At 49.3% G+C, this 25,960-nt stretch carries 21 protein-coding genes, 1 tRNA gene and 1 other RNA gene; 4 read left to right on the plus strand and 19 right to left on the minus strand.

Features of this window, described 5'->3' with window-relative positions; translation table 11 throughout:
* Positions 1 to 116 precede the first annotated feature (116 nt).
* The 8 genes from cysS to rfaE2 all read right to left on the minus strand — a co-directional run bounded on the left by cysS (position 117) and on the right by rfaE2 (position 6,779).
* Positions 117 to 1,574, minus strand: a complete 1,458-nt coding sequence (cysS, locus tag ACO05Z_RS17380) for a cysteine--tRNA ligase (RefSeq protein WP_421903444.1) — start codon at positions 1,572 to 1,574, stop codon at positions 117 to 119.
* A 9-nt stretch (positions 1,575 to 1,583) separates the two neighbouring features.
* The gene (locus ACO05Z_RS17385; RefSeq protein WP_421903445.1) at positions 1,584 to 2,471 is read right to left on the minus strand and encodes a hypothetical protein; all 888 of its coding nucleotides are present in this window, start codon (positions 2,469 to 2,471) and stop codon (positions 1,584 to 1,586) included.
* A 9-nt stretch (positions 2,472 to 2,480) separates the two neighbouring features.
* On the minus strand, positions 2,481 to 3,674 hold the full coding sequence (gene ispD / locus ACO05Z_RS17390; protein ID WP_421903446.1) for a 2-C-methyl-D-erythritol 4-phosphate cytidylyltransferase: 1,194 nt from the start codon (positions 3,672 to 3,674) through the stop codon (positions 2,481 to 2,483).
* 64 nt (positions 3,675 to 3,738) lie between these two features.
* Positions 3,739 to 4,104, minus strand: an RNA gene (gene rnpB / locus ACO05Z_RS17395) — RNase P RNA component class A.
* Between the two features lie 64 nt (positions 4,105 to 4,168).
* Complete coding sequence (locus tag ACO05Z_RS17400; RefSeq protein WP_421903448.1) at positions 4,169 to 4,924, minus strand: zinc ribbon domain-containing protein; 756 nt, start codon at positions 4,922 to 4,924, stop codon at positions 4,169 to 4,171.
* 124 nt (positions 4,925 to 5,048) lie between these two features.
* A complete protein-coding gene (locus ACO05Z_RS17405) occupies positions 5,049 to 5,858 on the minus strand; it encodes a Nif3-like dinuclear metal center hexameric protein (protein WP_421903450.1) in 810 nt (269 codons plus the stop codon).
* 210 nt (positions 5,859 to 6,068) lie between these two features.
* Positions 6,069 to 6,144, minus strand: a tRNA-Ile gene (locus ACO05Z_RS17410).
* 134 nt (positions 6,145 to 6,278) lie between these two features.
* Positions 6,279 to 6,779 carry a D-glycero-beta-D-manno-heptose 1-phosphate adenylyltransferase gene (gene rfaE2 / locus ACO05Z_RS17415; RefSeq protein WP_421903451.1) on the minus strand — a complete coding sequence of 167 codons (501 nt, stop codon included), beginning with the start codon at positions 6,777 to 6,779 and terminating at the stop codon, positions 6,279 to 6,281.
* A gap of 154 nt (positions 6,780 to 6,933) precedes the next feature.
* On the opposite strand from rfaE2, the gene ACO05Z_RS17420 reads away from it, so the two are divergent.
* On the plus strand, positions 6,934 to 7,584 hold the full coding sequence (locus ACO05Z_RS17420; protein ID WP_421903452.1) for a CPBP family intramembrane glutamic endopeptidase: 651 nt from the start codon (positions 6,934 to 6,936) through the stop codon (positions 7,582 to 7,584).
* A 148-nt stretch (positions 7,585 to 7,732) separates the two neighbouring features.
* Here ACO05Z_RS17420 and ACO05Z_RS17425 read toward each other — a convergent pair whose 3' ends face one another.
* The 3 genes from ACO05Z_RS17425 to ACO05Z_RS17435 all read right to left on the minus strand — a co-directional run bounded on the left by ACO05Z_RS17425 (position 7,733) and on the right by ACO05Z_RS17435 (position 10,740).
* Positions 7,733 to 8,503 (minus strand): YkgJ family cysteine cluster protein, encoded by a 771-nt coding sequence (locus tag ACO05Z_RS17425; protein WP_421903453.1) that lies wholly within the window; start codon positions 8,501 to 8,503, stop codon positions 7,733 to 7,735.
* A gap of 20 nt (positions 8,504 to 8,523) precedes the next feature.
* Entirely contained in the window at positions 8,524 to 10,182 is a 1,659-nt protein-coding gene (locus ACO05Z_RS17430) for a glycosyltransferase family 2 protein (RefSeq protein ID WP_421903454.1), read from the minus strand.
* A 123-nt stretch (positions 10,183 to 10,305) separates the two neighbouring features.
* Positions 10,306 to 10,740 (minus strand): PACE efflux transporter, encoded by a 435-nt coding sequence (locus ACO05Z_RS17435; protein WP_421903455.1) that lies wholly within the window; start codon positions 10,738 to 10,740, stop codon positions 10,306 to 10,308.
* Between the two features lie 98 nt (positions 10,741 to 10,838).
* Between ACO05Z_RS17435 and ACO05Z_RS17440 the strand changes: the two genes are divergently transcribed.
* A complete protein-coding gene (locus ACO05Z_RS17440; RefSeq protein WP_421903456.1) occupies positions 10,839 to 11,735 on the plus strand; it encodes a LysR family transcriptional regulator in 897 nt (298 codons plus the stop codon).
* 4 nt (positions 11,736 to 11,739) lie between these two features.
* On the opposite strand, the gene ACO05Z_RS17445 is transcribed toward ACO05Z_RS17440, so the two are convergent.
* The 4 genes from ACO05Z_RS17445 to ACO05Z_RS17460 all read right to left on the minus strand — a co-directional run bounded on the left by ACO05Z_RS17445 (position 11,740) and on the right by ACO05Z_RS17460 (position 17,464).
* The gene (locus ACO05Z_RS17445; protein WP_421903457.1) at positions 11,740 to 13,815 is read right to left on the minus strand and encodes a glycosyltransferase; all 2,076 of its coding nucleotides are present in this window, start codon (positions 13,813 to 13,815) and stop codon (positions 11,740 to 11,742) included.
* A gap of 76 nt (positions 13,816 to 13,891) precedes the next feature.
* Entirely contained in the window at positions 13,892 to 15,673 is a 1,782-nt protein-coding gene (locus ACO05Z_RS17450) for an amino acid ABC transporter permease (RefSeq protein WP_421903458.1), read from the minus strand.
* An 82-nt stretch (positions 15,674 to 15,755) separates the two neighbouring features.
* Positions 15,756 to 16,577, minus strand: a complete 822-nt coding sequence (locus ACO05Z_RS17455; protein WP_421903459.1) for a transporter substrate-binding domain-containing protein — start codon at positions 16,575 to 16,577, stop codon at positions 15,756 to 15,758.
* A 158-nt stretch (positions 16,578 to 16,735) separates the two neighbouring features.
* A complete protein-coding gene (locus ACO05Z_RS17460) occupies positions 16,736 to 17,464 on the minus strand; it encodes an amino acid ABC transporter ATP-binding protein (protein WP_421903460.1) in 729 nt (242 codons plus the stop codon).
* 462 nt (positions 17,465 to 17,926) lie between these two features.
* On the opposite strand from ACO05Z_RS17460, the gene ACO05Z_RS17465 reads away from it, so the two are divergent.
* Positions 17,927 to 19,354 (plus strand): sigma-54 dependent transcriptional regulator, encoded by a 1,428-nt coding sequence (locus ACO05Z_RS17465; RefSeq protein WP_421903461.1) that lies wholly within the window; start codon positions 17,927 to 17,929, stop codon positions 19,352 to 19,354.
* A gap of 12 nt (positions 19,355 to 19,366) precedes the next feature.
* On the opposite strand, the gene ACO05Z_RS17470 is transcribed toward ACO05Z_RS17465, so the two are convergent.
* From ACO05Z_RS17470 to ACO05Z_RS17485, 4 genes are all read right to left on the minus strand, one after another.
* Positions 19,367 to 19,729, minus strand: a complete 363-nt coding sequence (locus ACO05Z_RS17470) for a hypothetical protein (RefSeq protein WP_421903462.1) — start codon at positions 19,727 to 19,729, stop codon at positions 19,367 to 19,369.
* 116 nt (positions 19,730 to 19,845) lie between these two features.
* Entirely contained in the window at positions 19,846 to 20,901 is a 1,056-nt protein-coding gene (locus tag ACO05Z_RS17475; protein ID WP_421903463.1) for an ABC transporter ATP-binding protein, read from the minus strand.
* Between the two features lie 29 nt (positions 20,902 to 20,930).
* Positions 20,931 to 22,646 (minus strand): ABC transporter permease, encoded by a 1,716-nt coding sequence (locus tag ACO05Z_RS17480; RefSeq protein WP_421903464.1) that lies wholly within the window; start codon positions 22,644 to 22,646, stop codon positions 20,931 to 20,933.
* A gap of 3 nt (positions 22,647 to 22,649) precedes the next feature.
* A complete protein-coding gene (locus ACO05Z_RS17485; protein WP_421903465.1) occupies positions 22,650 to 23,618 on the minus strand; it encodes an ABC transporter substrate-binding protein in 969 nt (322 codons plus the stop codon).
* Between the two features lie 502 nt (positions 23,619 to 24,120).
* Here ACO05Z_RS17485 and ACO05Z_RS17490 point away from each other — a divergent pair.
* Positions 24,121 to 25,923: a methyl-accepting chemotaxis protein gene (locus ACO05Z_RS17490; RefSeq protein ID WP_421903466.1), complete on the plus strand. Its 1,803-nt coding sequence runs from the start codon at positions 24,121 to 24,123 to the stop codon at positions 25,921 to 25,923.
* The last annotated feature ends 37 nt before the right edge of the window (positions 25,924 to 25,960 follow it).

Genomic DNA, 25,960 nt, shown 5'->3' on the forward strand with positions numbered 1-25,960 from the left:
CACCTTCAAGAAAGAATAGATTTTCTTTTATCTTACTCCTTTAACAAAAAAAAAGAAACCGGATCGAAATCCGGTTTCTTAAAAATCATTAAGTTATATAAACTTAGAAACAAGAATTAAATAACGGACCAAACCGCTCCCTGCGGAGTATCCTTAACTTCAATACCGAGTTCAATCAGTTCGTCCCTGATTTCATCGGAACGGGCAAAGTCTTTATTCTTGCGTGCTTCCTGACGGGCTGTGACCAGCTCTTCAACTTTTGCCACTTCAATTCCCTTACGCTCAAGCATGCAGAGCTTCAATTCTTCAAGGAATTCCTTGGGATCACGGGTGAAAATGCCAAGCACTTCGCCCCATTTTTTCATATCCTCGAGGATACGGTTCCATGCATCACGCCCGCCCTCGGACTTGCGCCATGCTTTTTCTTCACCAATGCGTCCGGCGAGGCGGATCAAGGTGAACATGTGGCCCATTGCTCCGGCGGTGTTCATGTCATCTTCCATGGCCTCGGCCCAGCCTTTCTCGGCTTCTTCGATCTCAGCCATAACTTCTTCGGGCAGTGCAGCCTTGGACCACTTGGCTTTATTAAGTGCTTCCCCGGTCTGTTCCAGTGCAGAGTACACCCGGCGGATACCCTTTTCAGCTTCTTCGAGAGCTTCAAAAGAGAAATCGAGGGGGCTGCGATAATGCATGGTCAGCAGGAAATAGCGCAGGGTTTCAGGCATGAATTTATCCAGAATATCCCGAATGGTAAAAAAGTTTCCAAGGGACTTGGACATTTTTTCGGAATTAATCTGCACAAAACCGTTATGTACCCAGAAACGGGCCATTTCCTTTCCGGTGGCAGCTTCACTCTGGGCAATTTCATTTTCATGGTGCGGGAAGCTCAAGTCCTGTCCGCCGCCATGAATATCAAAGGGAAGCTCAAAGTATTTTTCACTCATGGCGGAACATTCAAGGTGCCAGCCGGGACGTCCCTGTCCCCAGGGACTTTCCCAGGAAGGTTCTCCGGGCTTAGCAGCTTTCCAGAGTGCGAAATCAAGAGGGTCCTGCTTTTCTTCACCGGGCTGGATGCGCGCGCCGGACTGCAGGTCTTCGATATTTCTGCCGGAAAGTTTTCCATAGTCATCAAAAGAACGGACCTTGAAATAAACATCGCCGGAAGGAGTTGCGTAAGCGTGGTCCTTTTCAATCAGAGTCTGGGTCAGCTCGATCATCTCAGGAATGTGCTCGGTACATTTAGGTTCGATGTCCGCACGCAGAATGTTCAGCTTGTCCATATCCACATAGAATTCACCGATAAATTTTTCGGCAAGCTCAGTGGAGGTAACCCCGGTTTCATTGGCCCGGTTGATGATCTTGTCATCAATATCAGTAAAGTTGCGTACAAAAGTAACATCGTAACCTTTAAAACGCAGGTAACGGACCAGAATATCGAAGACCACGGAAGAGCGGGCATGGCCGATGTGACAGAGGTCGTAAGCGGTGATACCGCAGGCGTAAAGATTAACTTTGTTGCCGTTTAAAGGTACGAACTCTTCCTTCTTCCGTTTGAGTGTATTGTAAAGGCGCATAGCCACTCCTTATTTTCGTGAATAAAAATTTGCCTCGACCGTAATCCCGTAAAGGTCAAGCAGTTCTTCAAAGCTGCGTCCCATAAAAACATAAAGCAGGGGCACAGGTTCGGCCGGTTCTACCCGGACAACCAGCCTCTCAGGATTCTCAATAAATTTAATAAGCTCGGCATAAAAATTCTCAGCATAGCCGTTTCCGAGACTTCTGGCCTCCTGCATTTCCAGTTGCAGGGATTCCCGCAGCCTGTCCCGGTAAGCATCAATCCCGAGCCCTTCACTCTCGGCGGAAAGAGCCACGACTTTATTCGTAAGGGACAGATCCTGCCAGACAAGAGAACCGTCAAGCATGCTGGTTCCGATAAATCCACCGATTCCCGGTCCCCGCAGGCTCACATCGCCGAGATTAAATCCCGCGCTGACCCGGCAAAGATCTGTTCCGTCAAAGTTTATCGACTTTACTGAGAGCCGTTTGGTTTCGTCTTCATAGCTGTAGTCGGCAAAGAGGTCAAAATCCAGCTTTTCATAGCCCATTTTTCGAAAATCACGGGCGAGAGTGCCAAGATTTATAAACTCCACCGGAACCGATACACCCTGAACCCTGCCCCGAAAAAAACGTGGCGGATTGTGTTCATGGTCAAATGAAACAACTTCCAGTTTGCGGACTGTGCAACTCGCACCGCTGATAAAACGGCAATCAAGTCCCCAGACATGCAAAGACTTGTCAAAAGGGTTAAGCAAAGCCCGCTCAAAATCCACCCGGACAAGATCAGCATGCCGGTCCACGGCTTCACGAACCTTGGCAGCGGAAAACTCCTCCAGCTTGAAATATCCTCCTCCAACAACCGCAAGCAGCAAAGCCAGAGTCAGGAATAATTTCAAAAAGGATTTTCCGCTCATGCCGAGACCTTAAATCTTTTTCAGGCCGGTTACCGCGGCCACGGCTTTAATGCCTTTCTTCTCACCGGTGAATCCAAGCTTTTCCTCGGTAGTAGCCTTCACATTGACCTGAGCCTTATCGAGCCCCATAACCGAAGCCACATTCTTGCGGATCAATTCACGGTGCGGGGAAAGCTTGGGAATCTGACTGATAACGGTCAGGTCCACATGAACTATTTCCACCCCGGCTTCTTCCGCCTTGGCCATGACCTCTTTTACGATAATCCCGCTGGACATATTTTCGCAGGCATCAGAAGTGTCCGGAAAATGGTGACCTATGTCGCCGCCACCGAAAAGTCCAAGGATAGCATCAGCCAAGGCATGAAGCAGTACATCACCGTCGGAATGGGCACTGATCTCCGGGCCGCCGGGGATGGGCACTCCGCCCAGCACCATGGGACGGCCATCTTTGACAAATTTATGGACATCGTAACCCCAGCCCACGCAGGGGATGGTCCGCTTATCATCTTCGATCTTTTTCAAATCTTCGGGGTTGGTCATCTTAATGTTGCCCTCTTCTCCCTCACAAATATGAACATCCTTTCCGGCCATTTCCACCATGGAGGCATCGTCGGTTACATCCCAGCCCTCTCCTTCCGCCTGCTTATGGGCAGCGTAAAGAGTAGGCACAGCAAACCCCTGCGGAGTCTGCACGGCTTTCAAGCGGGAGCGAACCAGAGTTTTTTCAACAACTCCCTCTTCCACTTCCTTGATGGTATCGGTCACATCAATTGCAGGAATGACAGCTTCATCGCCAGCCTGCAGGCGGTCAATAATACCGCTGACCATTTTCACCGAAACAAAAGGACGTGCGGAATCATGAACCAGCACATGGGTACACCCAGATGGAAGTTCATTCAAGCCGTTGAATACGGAATCCTGCCTGCGCTTACCTCCGGCAGTAACCTTGAAGCGCATGCCCAAAGAATCAGCACCGTCCAGCTTGGCTACAACCTCTTTCATCTCCTCAACCTGATCGGGGGGAAAGACAAAGATAATGCCGGAAACAGCCGGGGTATTGGAAAAAGTAATTGCGGAATGCCAGAAGAGCGGGAAGCCCTTCCATTCAAGGAATTGTTTTTTGACCCCGCCAACAGCATTCGCCAGACGGGTGCCGCTGCCTGCAGCCAGCAGAACAGCCCACACTTCACCGGATGTACTCATGATTAAATCCCTATAAAAAAAGGGGCAGCCCAAAGGCTGCCCCTTTTTAATCTATACAATATAAAAGAGGAGTCGGACTATAAGCCGGGTCCTGTATCCACCTTGCGGCAGATGATCATCATTCCTCTAGGATGCATGTTACCATACACCTCAAGCAACCTACCCGAAAGCTCGGCCGGGCCGGCCTCAAACACTTCCCTATTTGGTCTTGCTCCGGACGGGGTTTACCTGGCCGGATATGTCACCATACCCGCCGGTGGGCTCTTACTCCACCGTTTCACCCTTACTCCGGTGAATAAACACCGGGGCGGTCTGTTTTCTGTGGCACTTTCCCGGAATCACTTCCGCTGGGAGTTACCCAGCGTCCTGCCCTACGGAGCCCGGACTTTCCTCCCCGACATAAAATCGCGGCGATGATCCGTCCAACTCCTAAGATATCTAACTCTTTTCTATAAGAGTTAAGCCCCCGGCAACAAAACCGAAGGCATTAAATACTATTTTTCGTCTTTCTGGAGAGCCTTGGGCTTTGCAGCTTCAGGAATGTGCTCAATCCAGTAGATGAGACGCTGGCAGTTGGGGCAGCTCAGAATCTGCTTGCCTTCCTGCAGCACGTTGTATTCCTGCGGGGGAATCATGATGTGACAGCCAGCGCAGACAGCATCTTCCACAGGTACGATAACCGGATGGGAAAGACGGGAACGGATGAACTCGTAACGACCAAGAATGGGCTTGGGAACAACTTCACCGGCCTTGTTGCGGCGTTTAGTAAGTTTATCCAGTTCGCCGTTGGCAGCATCAAGCTTCTGCTTGAGTCCTGCACGCTTTTCGTCCAGCTCTTCGTCCAGTTCCTTGATCTTGCCGTCAATGTCAGCCATGAGTTCAGTCTGACGTTCGGTTTCTTCAAGAACGGTAATTTTTTCTTCTTCACGGAGTCTGTTCAGCTTTTCAAGGCTGTCCATCTCACGCATCATGGCGTGGTATTCCTTGGTGGTACCAACCAGCATCAGCTTGCTCTTGCTCTTTTTAACCTTAACGGAATCTTCTTCGATTTCGGTTTCGAGCTTTTTCTTCTGCTCAGCAAGCAGGTCAAGCTTTTCGGTCAGCTGCTGTTTGCGCTTTTCAAGGGATTCCTTGCGGGATTCAAGGGCAGCCACATCTTTGGGCGCCTGATCGATTTCCGCTTCAAGAAGGATGATTTCGTCGTCAACCTTCTGCAAAACAACAAGCTGTTCTATCTGTTTTTCATACATTATTGGGTCCCCTTTTGCGGACGGCCTTTGTAAGGGCCTCCGCCACATCGATGTTCGGAAACTTAAATACAGTCCCGTAAGGCCTCTACGGTCCTGTTAATTCTCTTTTGTCATGACAACCCGGTTAGGGTCTGCGTACGCCTTCCCCCTGCACATGATAGGCGAAGGGATTGCGTCCGCTGAAAAATTTCACTTCCACTTCCTTTCCGAGCTCTTCTCCGAGAAGAACGGAAAAACGGCGCATCATCTCCTCTTCCAGAGAAAAATGCCCCACATCAAGCACTGCGCCCACACTTTCCTGTGCGGGATGGTACTTCACATCCCCGGTAATAAATACATCCGCTCCAAGGCCGAAAGCCTTATCCATAAGCGAAGATCCAGAACCGGGACACATGGCTACACAACCGACCTTTTCAGGTTCCGGTCCGCACAGGGCTACAACCCCGCAACCGGAAAGCTGTGAAACACGCTCCACAAAATCTGCGAAAACAACCGGGCTGGAATACTCGCCGATACAACCGTATCCGAGTATATCACCGGCTTCGTTTTCCGCAACCTGATCCAGCACACGCAGATTCTCAAGTTCCAGCTCACGCCCGAGCCAGGAAACTGCACCCTTGAACTGCACATCCAAAGAGGTGTGCGAAGCAAAAAGGGTCACATCCGCGCAAAAAAACTGCTTCATTACATCATGAAACCAGTCCAGCTTTGCAGGAAGCTTTGCTTCAATGGCCAGCGGATGGTGGGTCAGTACAAACTGCGCGCCCCATTCAAGGGCCGAAGAAACAACCTGCGGTAACGGGTCTAGGGCCACTGCAACCTTGGTTACATCCCTTTCCGGTCCCGCGATTTGAACACCGCAATTATCCCACGGAGCGGCAAACCCCGAAGGAACAAGTGACTCGATCCTGCTGATAACTTCTGCTGTCTTCATAACGGCCACCATTTGCCCTGCGCATGGCTGCTCAATGCCGAACAGGGAAGATGTTCAATTATTTCCGCTCGTAATCAAATTCAACACATCAAAATACAATAAAATAATATGCTCCCGCAAGGGCTGTCCCCCGGGAGCACAACAGCTTTCAAATGCTAGAAAGCAGAAAGAATCTGGATTGTATTTTGATTTGTATCCATATGAAATAAGTGGTGGGCCAACCAGGATTCGAACCTGGGACCATCCGGTTATGAGCCGGGGGCTCTGCCAACTGAGCTATTGGCCCTTTTCGCCAAGCGAGTCGAGCTTAATAGCCCAACAAACATCGACTTGTCAAGAGCAAAACAAAACGCAATTCTTCAAACTAGATAATAACTTCTAGCATAAAAATAAAGCATTTAAAACCAAGGCCGATTCAGCCTATTCGATTTCATTTTCGCGGATATGACGAATTACCCCGGTGGTGGAGTATCCGGGAAGAAGCGGCAGGGACAACACTTCGCCGCCACGGCCCTCAACAATATCCCGGCCCACAATATTATTCACGGACCAGTCGCCGCCCTTGATCAGCACATCGGGCTGAACCTTATTGATCAGGTTGTACGGAGTGTCTTCGTCAAAAAAAATCACATAATCAATGCAGGCCAGCCCTGCGAGGACAAAAGCACGCTGCTGCTGCTTGGTAACCGGACGTTTTTCGCCTTTAATGGAACGTACGGACTTATCGCTGTTCAAGCCCAGCACCAGCAGATCCCCCTGCTCGCGGGCACGTGAAAGCAAGTCTACGTGTCCGGCATGCAAAATATCAAAACAGCCGTTGGTGAAAACAATCTTTTTCCCGCCAAAGCCCGCCTTGATCTTTGCAAATTCGTCCGCAGAGAGTATCTTGGGGCTATTCAATTCTATATTTAATTCAGACAACGTACTGTCTCCAATTTATTTGATGCGCTTCGCGCTTTTTGATGAAAAGAATTCTCTGGACTCTTCAAAAACTTTCAATTTGGCTTCGCCGCTCTAAACGCACAAACCGTCATAAATTTAATCAACAATCCGCTCTTGGCAAGGAGTAATCAGCGTGATCAACAACAAAACCACAATACTTTTTCTCGCTGCCCTGCCATTCTACCTCAATGACTTCAACAACATCTTTATTAAACACGAACTGCTCTGGCTGGCAATCGACTACGGAGCAAAGCTTTTCCCGCTGGGATTCCTGTTTTATCTGCTTAGAAAAGGAACTCTTTCCCGTGCGGACCTCGGCCTTGTCGCACTCCCATTAAATAAATTGATCCTTTGGACCCTTGGAATCACAGCTCTCGGCCTCTGTCTTGATGAACCGGGTTTTGCCCTCTGGTCCAAGCTGCTGCCGTCCCTGCGGCTTGGGTCAATTCCCATTGAAACAGACTCGCCGTTATACATACTGGACATGACCATTGGTCTCGCTCTTGTTGCCATATCTGAAGAAATAACCTTTCGCGGCCTAGCCTTCACAACGCTAAAAAACCGCAACTACTCCATCCCGAAAATTTTCACTATCTCCGCCCTAATATTCGGCATGATTCACTGGTCGCAAGGCCCTGTTGCGATCATGGCAACCATAATCACCGGATCAGGACTCATGATCTGCATGTATTGCACAGGATCAATCTACCCGACCATCATCGCGCATTACGTAATCAATTATCTGTCGTTTTCAGGGAAGGCTGTGGAATTTTGGGGATTGTAAAATAAAAGCCCGCAATATTTTCAAAACATTACGGGCTAATCAAGCACTATTTATAGCCATACGGCGAAACCTAACAAAAAGTTTAGGAGAGTCCAGAGAACCCTTTCCAAAGGGTTCTTTGGTCCCCGAAGGGCCGCCGGAGGCATTCTTATTTCTTAGGCGCTAAATTCTCGGAAGAACCGAGCACGATCAGCTCAACCCAGTCGAGGGCGAAGCTGAGGCATTCTTCTTCGTCGTTGAGGATAGCCTGCTGGCGCTCCTCGGAAATATCGAGACGGGAAAAGACGTTCATGTCCTTGATGAAATTGATGAAATTATCAACTTGGTAAAGGGCGAGAAAAGCCATGTTCAACTTGCGTTCATCAAGAACTACTCCGGCCTGACGGGCACGGTTCATGATACGCATGTAGCGGTCATTTACTTCGTTGTAAGGCTCAAGACCCTGATCTTTCAGCCATTCATCGCTGGTCCATGCTTTGTCTTCTTCAAAGCCACGACAGTGCGGTTCCTGCACGATGAAAAACTGTTCGATGGTTTCGCCGTTCTCGTCCATGCGGGAAGCACGACCGAGGGGATAAGTGCGGCAGGCACCGGGACGGTTTTCGTAGATGGAACACCCTTCTTCACGCACAAAAGGGCAGCTGCGCTTGGCATTGTCGAGCATGCGCAGCTTACACATGGGAAAACCGGTGCCGGGAGTGCGGGTGATGTCCGCGTGGTTGTGGATAAACTTTTTACTGTCGTGACCAAGGCCCTTACGCAGACGTAGCACGTCATAGGGAGTGAGCATGAGGTTGAGGTCACCGCAGCAGGCGTTGAAGCAACGCACTTCAGGATGGCAGGCAAAACCGAAGGTCTTACCGGATTCCAGCTCGGGCAGGTTGTTCAGAAAATCTTGGGTCTGATCGTGGTCGGACATGGCACTCTCCCTGTATTTGGCTATCCGGCCAGAACACCCTTCCGCACCAGATACTGCATCTTTTTCTCAAGATCGGACTGAAGAAGCCTTTCTTCATCAGCCATTATCTGCAGTATTTCGCTGCGCGGATGCATTGACTGCATCTTGTATTTGTTACCCAGCGCATTGCCTTCCTGTGCGGCATTGGTATGGCTGGCAAATCCGGTCCGCTTACGGTGCAGAATGCGCAAATGTCCCTGATAAACAGGAAATTCCCCTTTCAGGCAACTGCGCAGATCATGCTCCAAATCGTCATACTGCGAGGGAGAAAGGAACAGGGAAAAGCCCCCGTTGTCAAGCAGCTTCTGTGTTCTGAACAAATGGCAGCATCCGGTAACAGAACCGCAGGGACGTATAAAATCGAAATATCCGCTATCTAAAAGATGGAGATGCAGATCGGAACAACGGAACGGATTGGGTGCTATCTTGGTCAGGTCTACCTCCGGCCCCTCGCCTTCATCACCTACGGGCTGAATAATATGCAGGTCCACAGACTGCATGACTGAGGGAGCGGCATGATCCAAAACTTTGCAACCCCAGACCCCGGCCTCTGGGTAGGCCTCCACAGCCGCACCAAAACGGGAAATCCAGTCCGGCTCCACTTCCACATCGTCATCAAGGTAGACCGCAAAGGCGCACTCCATGACCTGCGGTTCTTTCATGAGCCAATTGCGGGCTGCGGCTGCCCCAACATTTACGGGCAGGTCAATACGCACCATCTGCTTACCAAACTCATATTGCCACTTGCTTATAACCTCGGCAGTTCCATCGGAGGAACCGTTATCGAGCATAAAAATTTTAGCCCCATGCAAGTCGGAACGGTGCAGGGAAGCAAGGGTGGCATCCAGCTCTTCAGCCTTGTTGAAACAGTAAAGCAAAATGGCCAGACTACCGGGCAAAGGGGAAGTCTTTTCATCCAGACCGCAAGCCATATCATATACACGCATGGCTTCAGACACCCGCCACGGCTGCGCATCAACAGCTCCTGCAAGGATTGATATAGCTGTTTCACGCTCACCAAGTTTCAGGGCTACTGACGCAGCAAGATGGGCCATATTATTCAGTCCGAAAACATCGGAAGCAGACATAAGCAAGGGAAATGCTTCAGCTGCATTGCCGCTCATGTAATGAAAATAGGCTTTAGAAGAATTAATTACCGGAAGAATCTCAGCCGGGAATTCCCCGGACAAAAGTTCCAAACCGAATTTGAAATCGGCAAAGGCCCCGGCATGGACCAATCCCTGCTGTATCCAGAAAAGATTGCCCGGTTCTTTTTCAAGGGAAGAAAGGATATATTTTTTAACTTTTTCAGTATCACGCTTACCGGCAATACGCATGAAATATGAAAGGTTCTCCGGCTGCTTCCAATAGGAAACAATTCCCTTCAGGCAGGAAGCTACAGAGGAAGGAAAAAGCGGAAGCAAACCTTCAACCTGAAGAAGTTGCGCTGCAATACTGCCATCCATAGGACTGGAGTTGTAAGCCGCCAGAAGCAATTCAACACCCAACTGCGGATCAGACTCAAGAGCATGTGCCCCGGCATCAAAAAGGTGCTTCGCACCTACAGAGCCCATCAAGAGCTTGCGGCGTACAGGTTCATGCATGTCGGACCAATAAGTATCGCTGTAGAGTTTGCCCATTTATATTCCCTTCTGATTAACGGATGGATTATTCCAAGCCACGTTAACCAAAAGGAATCCCCTCCACAACTCTTCTTATGAAAACAAAACGGGGCAGAGTTTATAAACTCTGCCCCGGTGATACTATTGAGCGGAAGCAACCGGGAAAGTCCGGTCGTAGATGATGTTAAAAAAGAAGGCATAAACCGGAACAGCCATGACAAACCCCAGATCAAACAACAAGGCCTGCATAAAGGAAAAGCCCAGCATATGCATCACCAAGGGCAAAGAGAACACAAGCAGACACAGCTCAAAGAGAACAGCGTGTAAGGCCCGTAGCTTGGTGCTCCTTTGATGGATTGGCCTGCCGAGCCGCAGCAGGACATGGTCAAAAGCAAGGTTGTAAAAATAGTTAACCACCATGGCAATGAGACTGAGACTTATGGTTATAGCCCCCATAGTGTGCAAAGGCTTGCCCAGCGCCACAGCGAGCAGCGGCCCCACCAACAGAACCAGAACTATTTCGAACAGGATACTATGGCGCAGCCTATCTTTTGGGGAACGTAATGTTGCTTGCATTTTTTTCTCCTTAATTGGGATGTCTAATTCCTCTTTTAATCTAAAATTTAGTTTGATAAAGATAGAATCAATCTTAAATCAAGATAGATGGAGCAAGCATGAGATTTTCCCTTGAGCATTTGGAGGCCTTTGTCACTGCGGCGGATGCAGGTTCATTCTCTGCGGCAGCACGCAGGCTGGGCAAGGTTCAAAGCCAGATAAGTACCGCAATTGCCAGTTTGGAAGATGACCTTGGGCTCACCCTCTTTGACCGTAGCGCTAAATATCCGCAGCTAACGAAAGAAGGGGAAGAACTGCTTTATAAATCACGGGAACTTTTGCGTCGCTCAGAAAATCTGCTCAAACATGCAGACCGTATTGCTTTCGGCGAGCAGACCATGCTCCGACTGGCGCTGGATGAGATCGTGCCCCAGCACATAACAGCACAGGTTTTAGATGAATTCGCGAAAGAATTCCCGAATATTGAACTGGAAATTCTCTGGGGGGCAGTGGGGGATATTCAGAAAAACGTCCGCTCCGGGCAGGCGGACGTAGGTGTGGACATTCCGGTAGACGACATCACATCATCCGGACTGTCCTTTAAAAAATTGTCCAACCTGGAGTTTTGCGCTGTAGTCGCACCTGAACACCCGCTGGCAGGCATAAATAAAATCAGCGAAGAAGAATTGTATCGCCACAGGCAGGCCTTGGGCATGAGTCAGCGTGGCACCCGGCTCCCGGATTCATTCAGGAGGTCCGAAAAGGTCTGGCAGTTTGAGGACAGCAGGCTGGCCCATCGACTGGCACTGACCGGAACAGTCTGGGCAGGCTTACCCCTTCACATGGCTAACGAGGACATTGCAAAAGGCAAACTGGTAGAACTGCCCATAAAACTGGCAGAAAACGAATTGGAAGGAATCTTCTACTACGTCTGGAGTACTGCACACGAGCTGACCCCGGCAGAACAATGGCTCTGCGAGACATTCGGCAAAAAACTGCGCGCAGCTATTTCCTGAGCACTTATTTCCTGATCAGACGGTCGATGTCCGGCAGAGCAGTCTGCGGCTTATCACCGGGAAGTGATGAGTAGACTTTGAGCAGCGCTTGCGCTTTAGCTGTGGAGGACATGAAAGAGCGCACGATCCTGCGGTTCAAGCGGCCCATTTCACTGCGCAATTCACTGTCTTCAATGAGCCGTTTCATGGACTTGGCAAGGGCCTCACTGTCTTCCACTTCGCAGAGCAGTCCGTTAACACCGTCACGGATAAGCTCAGCGGTTCCCCCGGCCTTTGTGCAAATGGCAGCCAGCCCGCACTCGAAAGCTTCAAGCAGGGTATTGGGCATGGATTCCTGCCGCGAGCTCATGACGTAGATGTGTGAGGATGCCAGCAATTTAACCACTTCCTCATGGGGGATGTAGCCGGGACACTCAATACGTTCCAAAGTAGAAGCTGAGGCAATATCACGGTAGGCGGAAAGGTCTTCCATACCCACAGCAATAAAACGCACTCCTTCACACTTATCCTGCGCCAGAAGACGGTCCACCGCCTTGATATACACGTCCGGTCCCTTGGCATGCCCCTCATTGCCCACGTAAATAATGGATGTCTCCGCAGAACGCTTCGGTTTACGCCCTCCGCCCACAAAAGAATTGTAGACCACCTGCGCCCGCTTGGGCAGCACAAAGTGCTTGAGCAGCACTTCACGGCTCTTGGCAGAGTTGCAGATATAGCCATTGCCGATGAGCGAAAAGAGCGGTGCCAGCGGATTGGGTTTGTAGATAACGCCGCGGTTAAAGAAAAGTTTGAACTTGCGGCCGCCGAGCAGAGAAAGCCCCTTGGCAATGCAGCCGATCTTGACCGCACGGTTGTGGTAGGTGTGGACCACATCCACCTGATGCTCTTCGATCACACTGGAAAGGAATCCGGCTGCGGTAAGCATGTTCTTGAAATCGTCCAGAATGACCACTTCCACACCCATCTCTTCCAATTCCGGAATAAGCTTGGAATCGGGACGAAGCACTGCAACCACGCCAACTCCAGCCTGAAGCATGGCCCGCGCGCTGTTGATCAGCTGCCTGCTGCCTCCGGAAAGCTTCTCGGTATCGGTAATATAAAGCACCTTGCCGATATCATTGCGCTTGGTGAAAAATTTGAAGCAAAGCATGGCTGAGGCTTCATTGGAATACATATGCAGACGCTGCTTAATCCATGCGGCATCCTTGCTGGTGCCCACCCCGATGCGGTTGATGCGCATGGGATCAGTGCCGAGCATATTGGCGGAACGTTCAAGAGTGAAGGTTCCGCAGAACCCGGCCGCGGCTGCCTCCTTCATACCGAGATTATCAAAATCCCCCCACGGCCAGCAAAAGAACTGACGACGCGAACCGTTGATCTTCTTAATCTTGTCGAGACAGCGCTTGAAATCATCGCGAATGAATTCACGTCTTTCATCATCAGAACGACGCTTGAAGGTTACCTTTCCTTTACGGAACTGAGGCCAGTAACCATTGTAGGCAAAGGCACTGCCGTAATCATAAGTAGGCAGCTCAGAATTAAATTTGCGGTAAACTCCCCACGTAGACCAATGGGAATCAGCGGAAAAATTGCCCTTGAAACGAAAATCCTTAAAACAACCCTGATGACGGCAGGTATGGGCGTAAACTTCCATACCCCTGTCATGGACCAGAGATTTAAGTTCCGCCTCATTCATGAACTGGGAATTGTCGTTTTCAGAAAGAGCCTTGATAAAGGATTCACGCATAGAAAGCATCTGCGGAACATCTGCCCTGTTTCTGATCTTGCCCTGCCCGATAAAATCACTGACCGCAAAAAAGACCCCGGTCATACCCCGCTCTTCAAGCATGGGAACCACGTTGATCCAGTTGCTGATGTGGCAATCATCAAAGGTGAGCACCACATACTTATCGTCAATGGGCTTGCGACCCATGCAGATTTCATAAAGATGATCGGCGGTGATGGTCTTGAAGCCCATCTCCAGCATCATATCAAGATGGGAAGCAAAGGTGGCGGGGGAATGACCGTCCTCTTCACAGACGGCATGGTAGCAAAAAACAGGAACACTCTTACCGAGCATGAGACAACTCCGAAACGCTTCTATTCAACTACCCTCCCCCTGTAAAATCAAATTTAAACAGGGGGAGGGAGATCAATTACATCTGCAGACGGAAGGTCTCGGTTGAAAGCTTCCGTTCGAGTCGTCTTGCCACGAGACTCATCAGGTAGCAACAAATAAAGTACAAAAATGCTACGGTAGTATAAATTTCAAAGGGATAGATCATGAGCCTGTTGTTCAGTCCCTGAGCAACAAAAGTCAGCTCCAGAACACCGATAACAAAGGCCAGAGAGGTATCTTTAAAGATAGCAATAAACTGTCCGACAATAGCCGGAAGCATCTGCTTCAATGCCTGCGGAAGGATAACCTTGCGCATGGCCTGCCAGTAAGTCAGGCCGGTGGAGACTGCTGCCTCGAACTGTCCGGGAGGCAGGTTCTGGATACCGGAACGGACAATCTCAGCCAGATATGCCCCGGTAAAAACGGTCAAGGCAATGGTCGCTGACCAGAATACGTTCAAGAACTGCCCGGTCAGAATCGGAATAAAAAAGTAAATCCAGAAAATGACCATAATCAGCGGGTTACCACGAATAAGTTCAATGTACAGAGTGGACGGGATCAGAAAGAGCTTATTCTTGGAAGTACGACCGATACCCACAACCAGCCCGATGAAGAAGCTGACCGAAATAGCGATCACCGACATGATGATGGAGAAAGAAAGACCACCAAGTCCCCAGAGGATTTCATTGGGATCGCCTTCGGGAAATCTCCACCAGAGCAGGGTTCCAATGTTGTCGCGGATAACCTCAAAATTAAATTTGGATACGCCGTAAAGGGCGGAAACAAGCAGGAAAGCCAGACAGGCCAGAAAGGTTCCCTTCCAGACGAGTCCGAGAACCTTGGACAGTTTAGCCAGAAAAGCCTTGCGTGCGGCCTGAGCCTTGGAAAGGCTGAAATCGTCCTGACGTCTACGTTTAAAACGGCGGTGCATTTTTGCCAAAAAAGAAAACGGAGCTTCGAAAGGCCAAAAAAGCAGGTGTGCAAACTTATGGCCTAAAGTGCGGTCCTTGACCGGAACGATCTGCAGTTTCCAGTTCACCAGAGTCAGGATTCCGGCAATGGTCAGGGAGAGGGAAAGATAAATTACGGTAGCAGCAGTTGTGGCCTCAAAACCTTTAAAGGTCATGCCCTCGATCTGCTGTGAGGCCCAACACAGTTCCGGCACACCAACAACCATTGCCAGAGAGGAGTTCTTCATATTGTTCAGAAACTCACTGCCCAGCGGCGGGATGATGGCCCGGAAAGCCAGCGGAAGGATAATTTTGGTCAGGGTCTGAAACGGAGTCAGCCCGGAAGAGTAAGCAGCTTCCAGCAATCCTTTCGGGATGGACTGGATACCGGCACGGATAACCTCGGCCATAAAGGAACTGGTGTAGATACCAAGCCCGACGGTAGCGGAGAGCATTTCGAAATTCTGATCAAAGAGAAAATTGCGGATTCCTTCAGGTAACCCCATGGGCAGCGCAAAATACCAGAAGAAGAGCTGCACCAGCAGCGGGGTGTTTCTGAAAAATTCAACGTAACAGGTACAGAAATAGTAAACCGGCTTGAATTGGGAAAGCCTGCCCAGACCAAAAAGGATACCGAGGCCCAGCGCAATGGCCGAACTCATGAGTGAGATGCTGATGGTCAGGTTCAAACCGGTGACGAGCATGCCGCCCAGCACTTCGCCGTATGAGGGGTCTTCTTTGTAAAGAACAGACCAGTCAAATTTGTAACCGAAGTCGAAGACCCAGCCAAAGTAGTAGACCAGTATAGCGGTCACAGTGGCAAGGCATAGATACTGAACCCAAGTTTTTTCCAGATAACGGTTGATCATTGCAGAAACTTTCTCTTTGTCTTCAATTTATAAGGTGGCGGGGTCAGGGGAGACCCCGCCTGTCTAGCAAATCAAATGAAGCCTAAGGCCACATTTCAATTTTTTCGGTAAGGGGGAAGTAGTACTTGGTGTCAGGACCGTACCACTTGTTGTAGATCTTTTCGTAGGTACCGTCTTTCCACATATCCTGCAGTGCGAAGTTAACTGCGTCACGGAGCTTGGAATCATCTTCAACCAGACCGATGCCGTAGGGCTCGTTGGAGAAGAAGTCACCAACCAGTTCGTATTTACCGGGAACCTGTGCAGCGTAGCCGAGCAGGATGGTGGAGTCGGTGGACCATGCATCTACGCGACCCATCTGCAGAGCCTGAAAGCACTCAGATTCTTTCTGGTAGGAGATAACTTTGGGAGCAGCGTCGCCAAGGCTCTTGAGCAGGTTTTTAACGTTCAGCTCAGAGGTGGTACCCTGCATAACTGCAACTCTTTTGCCTACGAAATCCTTGAGGGTGGAGAACTTGCCTTTGGGAGCAAGCATCTTCTGGCCGTCAAAGAAGTAAGTAATGGAAAAATCGATGGATTTATCGCGGGAGCGCTTGTGAGTCATGTTGGAAACGGAAGCGTCAATACGGCCCTGCTGGAGGAAACCGATACGGGTTTTGTTGTTAACGGGAACCTGATCGATTTTAACGCCCAAGCGTTTTGCGATTTCATTAGCGATATCAACGTCAAAGCCAACCCATTCTTTCTTGGCGTTGTAGAATGCACCGGGGATGGAGTCAGTCATGATACCGACACGGATAACCTTGTCTTTCATGATTCTGTCATAGGTGGCACCTGCAAAAGCAGTTGCAGCGAAAGCCATAACCAGAGCGGCTGCGAGAGCCAAAGTCATAAACCTTTTCATTCTTTCCTCCTGCGTGGAAATAGACAAAGAGTATACAAAAGAGCGATCCCCGACACCGGAAACCGCGAGCTTCCTGATACTGGACCTGCAAAAACTAATTTACAGGCAATTACCTCACCTCACTATTTACACCCATCATAAATATGATGGGGAAATCCCTAATGTGAAAGAATCTTGCTCAAGAAGAGCTTGGAACGTTCATGCTGCGGGTTGTGGAAGAATTCATCGGGGGTGTTTTCCTCAATGAGAGTTCCCTCATCCATGAAGATAACCCTATCCGCAACCTCGCGGGCAAAGCCCATTTCGTGGGTTACGCAGACCATGGTCATACCTTCACGGGCCAGAGCCTTCATTACGTCCAGAACCTCGTTGATCATTTCCGGGTCAAGGGCGGAGGTAGGCTCGTCAAATAGCATGATGTTCGGACGCATAGCCAAACCGCGGGCAATTGCCACGCGCTGCTGCTGTCCGCCGGAAAGCTGGGAAGGATAATCCCCGGCCTTGTCCGGAATATTGACCTTGGAAAGAAGCTCCATAGCCAAATCTTCGGCATCCTTGCGTTTCATATTCCGAACCATGGTCGGAGCGAGGATGATATTTTCCAAAACCGTCATATGCGGATAAAGATTGAAGGACTGAAAGACAAATCCGATCTCCGCCCGCAGCAGGGGCAGGTTGACCCTCGAACCGTTCACATCCATATCTTCTACAATTATTTCACCTTCCTGAATGGGTTCAAGACGGTTAATACAGCGGATCATGGTACTCTTACCAGAACCGGAAGGACCGCAGACAACAACCACTTCGCCTTTTTTAATATGAAGGTTGAGATCCCTCAAGGCGTGGTAGTCACCGTAGTATTTATTGACATTGTTAAATTTTATCACTTTTGTACAAATCCCGTAAAAAATTGTTCTTAGCTCGAAAAAAACGGGTACCAAATGGAACAAAATTCGGCAAGCCCATCTCATTTTTGGATGAACTCTTGTTTTTTTAGCGTTTCGCGAATTATCTATCTTGGGAAAAATCATTTTTGTTAAAAACAGGCCTGTTTTTTCCTGCAAAAACCAACTCCACACAATATTGTTGATTTCGTAAATCGAAATTATTTTTAACTTTCTTGCGTTTTGATCATAAATTTTCCTTTCTAATCAATATGAAAGAAAGCTCCCAAACACGCAGCACAGAACTTAAACGGTCATGATTCAAAAGGATTTCACATGTTTTTAACATAAACCCTCCCGAAAAAAGGGATATTTTGCAAACTTTTACAGAATTTACCTTAATTTATCGCCCTTAATAATATATATGTAGTTGAAAAGGTTCTCACTTAGATATATGGAATCTACATGCCTGAGAGTACATTACTATTCATAGCCGAACCCCAATCCGTGACCTCGGTGTTTTCCCCGCTCAAAGAAGCGGGTTTTCAAGCCGGACTAGCCGACAACCTTGCCGGGGCCATCAATTTCATCAAAAAGTCAAAACCGTGTCTGATTTTTACCAGACCGGTCATGCAGGGCTATTCTGCTCAGGCGCTTCTGGCCGAAGCCGTAAATATTGAAGATTTCCCTCCGGTAGTGGTCTTTTCCCGCAACGGCTCCGCTGACGAAGCCCAGAAATTCATGGAACTAGGCGCACGAGATTATTGGCTGGAACCGCTTTCATGGGAAAAGATCAAACTGATGCTTCCTGATGAAAAGCCCTCATCCATGCCCTCAGCTGAACAGCTCAGTGCTCCGGATAAACCGGCCGCACCAGAGCAGAAAGGCACTCAGGGCCGCTACCAGATCATAGGACAGCACCCGGCCATGGCCCGCGTTCTGGGCCTTGCCAAGCAGGTTGCCAAGTCCAAAGCTACCGTACTAATTTCCGGTGAATCAGGCACAGGTAAAGAAATGTTCGCCCGCTTCCTGCACCACCATTCGGACCGCAACGATAAACCTTTCGTAGCCATCAACTGCGCTGCACTGCCCGAACATCTGTTGGAATCAGAACTTTTCGGACATGAGAAAGGCGCATTTACAGGGGCCATCAACCGCAAACTCGGTAAATTTGAGCTGGCTTCCGGAGGAACCATCCTCCTTGATGAAATCACAGAAATGGAACTCGGCTTACAGGCCAAGCTGCTCAGGGTTTTACAGGAAGGTGAAATCGACCGCGTCGGCGGTGTGGAAACCGTAAAAGTTGATGTACGCGTATTGGCAACCACCAACCGGGCAATTGAGGAAACTGTAAAGGAAGGCAAATTCAGGCAGGATCTTTTCTACCGCTTGAACGTCATCCCGCTCAAGCTCCCGGCACTCTCCCAGCGTGGTGAAGATATCCTGCTGCTGGCAAAATTTTTCGTTAACAAATACTGCACTGAATACGGGTTGAGCTCGCTGGCTTTTTCCGAGGAAGCAACAAAATGGCTACTGGGTTACGAATGGCCCGGTAACGTCCGCGAACTCCAGAATCTCATGGAAAGAGCAGTACTGCTCGCCGGAGCCGGTCCCATTGAATCCAAGCATTTCCTCAATGATCCTGATGCATGGATGCCGGATGAAGCTCACACCGAAGGCGCTGCTCCTGCTGAAGAACAAGCTACAGCCGCAGACGGAGTTGCTGCTGAATTCGCAGTCATGCCCATTTCTGAAATGGAGAAAAAGCTTATCATCAAGAGCCTCGACCAGACTTCGGGCAACCGGACCAAGGCTGCCGAACTGCTGGGCATATCAGTACGCACCCTGCGCAACAAGCTCAATGACTACAAAAAACAGGGACTGGATCTTTAGAAAGTCGCAAAACTAGCGACATCCTTTCTTACAATTCTCATAAGCAATATGGCATTGCTTCGGGCTTCTTTTTGTTATCAAACACTGGCGGTTTTGTGAGGCACATTGCGAAATACACCTGCCACGCTGGTAGCCGGTCATGGCGTTGGCCGCAGTGCCTGCCGCCGGCAATGTATTCTCCCCGACCAAAGGCGGCATACACTGACTCTCACACCTTTCAATTGCATCCTTAAGTCGCTCGGGATCACCGGCTTCAATGGCCGGTTGCAGACATTTCTCCATGCACTCACCTGAACGATCTTCAGCACACAATGCAGTGGAAGCCAATCCGCAAACTAAAGCCAACAAGATTAAAAACATTACACATTTTTTCATAAATTCCCCTCGCAAATAGTATTTAGCACTCAATCTAATACATCCGCGTGGATTTCGCAAAAAAAAGAGCAGCCTGAACGCAAGCTGCTCTTTTTAAATCAATAACACCATAAATATTAAGCTATAAACCACCCGTCAGTTATCTCGACCTGCAACTTCTCACCGCTCTCCATATGCGCAAATCCGGGTAAACAAAGATTTACGGGCTCGGAAAGCTCTCCGAGACAATCCACCTGCAATTCCACATGGGTCTGCCCGCCGGTATAAATACTACGTTTGGCTGTACATGAAAGTCCTTTATCACCCAGCCTGACCCAGCCGCATTTAAGCGCACAAAAGCCCTTCTGCCCTACTCCGGCCCCACCATGGCGTGCGGTAAAACAATAGTCGTCAATGTAAAGCTCACATTCTCCGGCTCCTGCATTTCCAACCTCAACCGGAAGAACCGATCCATTGCCCACAAATCGGGCCACCCCCACAGTTACAGGACAGTCATAGAGTTCCTGCGGAGTTGAAAACTGCACAATATGCCCATGATCCATGACCGCGATACGATCCGCAATTGCCATGGCCTCAGACTGATCGTGAGTGACAAAAAGCATGGTCGCTTTGGTCTTTTCGTGAAAGGCTTTAAATTCCATGAGCATGGATTCACGCAGGTGTACATCAAGGTTTGCCAGCGGTTCGTCCAGCAACACCACATCCGGGGCCATGATCAAACAACGGGCCAAGGCCACCCGCTGGCGCTGCCCTCCGGAAAGATCTGCCGGATTACGGTCACCCATGCCCGAAAGGCCTACAGACTCAAGGGCATCGCGCACAGCCAGTTTAAGAGCCTGTCCGTTCTTGCCCTTGATTTTCAGGGGATAGCCGATGTTCTCAGCCACATTCATATGCGGCCAGAGAGCGTAGGACTGAAAAACCACCCCCACATTACGATTCTCCGGGCTGACATGGGTTGTACCGGAAGAAAAGAGATTTTCTCCGGCCCGAACCAGGCCGGAATCAACCTCCTCAAACCCAGCTAGAACCCGCAACAAAGTGGTCTTGCCGCAACCGGATGCACCAAGCACGGAAACCAGCTCCCCGTCATTGATATTCAGAGAAACGTGGTCAAGGGCCATTGTTTCGCCATAACTCTTCACAATATTTTCAATTACAACTTCAGCCATTTAGTCTTCCGCAAATAGTAAAATTTTCATCAGCCCTGCCATGGAATCACGCCCTTGGGTGCCTTGCGTCCAAGAAAAGAAAGTACGGTCATCAAAAGCAGGATAGCCGCGATGACCAAGATAGATACTGCCGAAGCAAGCACGGCATTGCCGCTCTCATCAAGATTAAAAATAACCACGCCCAATGTTTCTGAACCGGAAGTCCAAAGCAGCACCGAAACAGTCAGTTCATTGAAGGCGGCAAGAAAAATGAACAACCCTCCGGTGGCAGCAGCAGGCATGATCAAAGGTACGATGATATCCTTCATGCGCCGGAAAAATCCGGCCCCGCACATCTGGGCAGCTTCTTCCAACACCCGGTCGGTCTGAGTAAAACCGCCGATTACTGGCCGCAATCCCATAGGCAGGAAACGGGCCAGATAAGCCACAAGAATGATCCAGACCGTGCCATAAATACTGACTCCGAAGATGGGCTTGAGGAAAAGTAGAATGCAGCCGATAGCCAGCACTACTCCGGGAAGAGCGTACGGCAACTCCATAAGTGGGCTCATAAACCGGAGCAAAGAGTTCTTTTGCCAGACCAGAAAATATCCCAAAGGGATACCGACCAGACAGAGAATCAGCGCCGCTCCTCCGGCAAGCGAGAAGCTGTTGATGAAAGCCCTTGTGGTGGCGTCATGCTTGAAAAGCACATTGGCGTAGTTGGAAAAAGTCATGGTTTCAGCGTTTAACTCCACACCAAAGGAAGGAATCAGTGAAGAGAAAAACAAGGCGCACAAAGGAACAACCAGTACCAACAGAATAACCAGCCAACTTGCTGATTCAGCCAGAGGGCGGAATTTACCAAGGCGGTATTTGAGTAATTCAGAAGGAGCCCCCACCAAGCGGTAGTCTCTACGATTAAGCATATAGGACTGGAGCAGGATGCCGAACAAGGCAAGCATGCTGATCAGTACCGAAAGGGATGCCGCCTCAGCAATGACTTCAGGGCCGAACATGGCCAGCCGCTGATATATTAATGTGGTCAACACTGTGTACCCGGCGGGGATACCCAGCATGGCCGGAATACCGAAGTTACCGATACAGGAGACAAAAGCAAGTGCCATCCCGGCAGTCAAGGCCGGAGTCATCAAGGGTAATACAATATCGCGCAACACCCGTTCGTTGCCCGCACCACAGACCCGCGCGGCCTCGACCATTTCACGGGGCATGGCCGAGAGTCCGGCTTTAAGGGAAAGAAATATAAGCGGAGCCTGCTGGATTCCCAAAAGCAGGATTATCCCGAACGGAGAATACATTGGATGAGGCGTTCCCGGAGCCGGAGCAATGCCCAGACAGTTCAGCAATACACTTGAAGGTCCGAAAAGCTGAATCCACGACAGGGCCGTAATCTGCGGGGGGATCATCATAGGCATCATGAAACAAAAAGTCAGTGCCTTACGAAAACGAATGTCAGTTAATCCCACCAGCAAGCCCATGGCAGAACCGAGCAGAGTTGCCAGCATGGTGGCGCAGCCCCCTACAAAAAGGGTATGCCGGAAAGCCTTCCACGTACCCGATTCATCCATAATCCCGCGCAAGATCTCAAGACTGAATGTTCCATCAGGAACCACAGACTCCAACAACAAACGAATGGTGGGCATCAAGGAAAGGATGCACACCGAAATAAATACCGGGAGAAAAATTGCGAGGCCGCTATCCCGGGCCGGGAGAACCCCGGCCCGCACGGCTTTATTTAAAAACATTGATTAACCGCCGAAAACATTAACGAATTTTCTTTTACTCTTTTTATCCTGAGCAAGAGCCTTAGAAGTATCGAGGTCCATAAGCTTTATCTTTGCGGGAAAGCCCTCAGGCGGGGTGATGCCAGTTTTGGCAGGCATGAATCCCTGAGCCGAAGCAAGCTTCTGACCCTCGTCAGAAAGCAGGAAGTCTACAAATTTTTTCGCGCCTTCGGGATTCTTGGCAGTGGAAAGGATAGCCACAGGCTCAGTTACCGCACTGGCACCTTCTTCAGGGATGATAAAGGTTACCGGGGAACCTTTGAGTTTGTTGCGGATGGGCAGATAATCAATACAGAAACCGTACAGCTTTTCACCGCTGGCAACAGCCTTAAAGGTACCGCCGTTACCTTTACTGTTTACGGCACCATTCTCAGCCAGCTTTTTGTATGCATCCCAACCGAGATCAGAATTTTGAGTCAGGGTATGCATGTGCACAGCAGCAGCACCGGAGTAAAGGGGGCTGGGCATGATAACAAGGTTCTTGGCCTCGGGACGCTCAAGATCTTTGATGGATTTAGGTTTGAAAGGCGCTTTGTCGTTATATACGATTCCGGTACTGATGATCTTTGTGCTGAAGTAGTTGCCGTCCTTATCGTAAAGGTTCGTATCGTAACCTTTAACCGGGGCAGCCTGATACGCCATGAGACGGCCTTCTTTCTTCAGACCTTCCATGGTCACCATATCCGCAATAAGCACAACATCAGGACGGGGATTACCTGCTGCAAATTCAGCTCGCAATTTATTCATCAGCGCGGTAGTTCCTGTTCTGGTCCATTCTACATCAATGCCGGGATTTGCTTTTTTAAAAGTTTCTACGGTCTGCTGGGCATCCTGCTCAAGCTGAGAAGTATAAATTACTAGTTTTTCACCTGCATGTACAAAAGAACAAACGCAAAATACGGCAACAAGGGCCATCAGTACGATTTTCTTCATCACTCACTCCTGAAACTGAATTTTAAAATAAATAAAAATGCATCTCATCTAGATCAGAATTTCCAACAGCGAGTGTCACGATATAGAACCATTACTGAAACATCAATGTGTCATTTTGATAATAAAAACAATAAAACAATTCAGACCTCACAAATCGGAAATAGAAAAAAACTATTCATCCAAGGACTGTTTTCCTCTATTTCAAAACATTTTTTTCTTAGAAATAAGCTTAGGCCATTAATGTTCATTCTCGTTACACAATCCAAACATTTATTAACATTATGTCATATAAAGGTATGATGTCTTTCATCTTATAGATGTTACTCTCAAACCAGAGCTTAATTGTAGCCGCTGGAATTATTTCACGACTATAGGTTGATATTGATAACCTTTTGCAATACTATTAAGTCTAACAAGCTAACTTCTCTTTGCGATATCCCTCCAAAAGAATTCTTCCAATCGAAAGAGATCAGACCCACTCATTACATTAGGGAGAGGAAAAGTGACCAAACTTTCCATTCGCGGCAAACTTGCCGCTCTTTTCTGCATTGCAATTTTCACCTCGCTGATCACCATAGGACTCAGCGCATATTCTTCATATGAACTCACAGAACTTGAGGCTCAAAAGGCACAGGAAATAATGCTCGATGGCCAGAAGGAAAAACTCAAATCCGCAGTATCATCAATGGCAGCGGCTCTTTCCGGCGCAGTTGCAAACTTAGGAGACGAGCAGGAGCAGCTTAAGCTGATGCGTACCATGATCAAGGACGCATTCTATGAAGATGATTCCTCCGGCTACTACTTTATCTACAAAGACACGGTTAACGTTGCCCATCCGGTAAAGCCCTCACTGCATGGCAAGGACCTCGATAATCTTGTAGGCAAGGACGGCATTTATTCCGTAAGGGAACTGGCCCGCGCAGCCCGCAACGGCGGAGACTTCGTACATTTCACATGGGATAAGCCCGGATATGATAAACCCATGCCCAAGCTCGGCTACGCAGCAATGATTCCGGGCACCGACTTCTGGATCGGAACAGGAGTATACATCGACAACATCAAACGTCAGGCGGCAGTCATCAGGACTGAAATGGAAAAACAGAACTTCACTGCCATCCTGATCCAAAGCGGAATTTCCGCCGGCCTTTTCCTGCTCATTCTCCTTCCGGCAGGAATCATCATGGGTAAAGGAATCATCAAGCCCATCATTGAAATCAAGGAAGAAGCCCGCAAAATAGCATCCGGCAACTTTGATACCAACCTGACCGTCACCAGTAAGGATGAAATTGGCGAACTGCAGGTCGCTCTTTCCGAAATGGCTGATTCCTTACAGGAAAATATTACTGAAATTACCCGCAAAGAGCAGGAAGCCGCATACAAAGCAGAAGAAGCTCTACGGGCAAGCGCTGAGGCCAAAGCCGCCAACGATCTGGCCGGAACCAAGGCCGCAGAACTTCTCGAAGCCGCTATTCAACTTGATAATGTAGTTGATTCCGTATCTGCCGCATCCGAAAACCTGATGGTACAGATTGAACAATCCAGCGCCGGAGCCACTGAACAGGCCAGCCGCGTTGAAGAGACTGCCAGCGCCATGGAAGAGATGAACGCTACAGTGATGGAAGTGGCCCGAAACGCTGCCAGTGCAGCTGATGATGTAGACAAAGCCCGCAATATGGCCGAAGAAGGCGCAAAAGTTGTTTTCCGCGCAGTAGGCGGTATCGAAACAGTGTCCACCCAATCCAAAGTCCTCATGGAAGACATGACTACCCTCGGCAATCAGGCTGAAGGCATCGGCGAAGTCATCAATGTAATTAACGATATTGCAGACCAGACCAACCTGCTGGCGCTCAACGCTGCTATTGAAGCGGCACGGGCCGGGGAAGCTGGCCGGGGATTCGCTGTTGTTGCGGATGAAGTGCGTAAACTGGCTGAAAAAACAATGGCCGCTACCAACGATGTTTCCAATGCAGTGAAGAGTATTCAGGACGAAGCACGCAAGAACATCGATAACACAGTGAAATCTGTAGAGACAATCACCGAGGTAACCGAACTTGCTACCGCTTCCGGTGAGTCACTGCGAGAAATAGTGACACTGGTCAATGCTGCTACCGCACAGGTGCAGTCTATTGCCACCGCAGCTGACCAGCAGAGTGCCGCCAGTGACGAAATCAACCGCTCTATCACCGGAATCAGCGAGATTTCCATAGAAACCTCTGATGCCATGACCCTGTCCAGAAACGTAGTCAGCGACCTTTCCGTCCAGATCAAAACCCTGAACAGTATGACCGAGCGCATGAAGGGTTAAAACCCACCCCGCTTAGACAAAAAAAGGGCAGCCCGTT

The sequence above is a fragment of the Maridesulfovibrio sp. genome (assembly GCF_965230075.1).
Lineage (GTDB): Bacteria > Desulfobacterota > Desulfovibrionia > Desulfovibrionales > Desulfovibrionaceae > Maridesulfovibrio.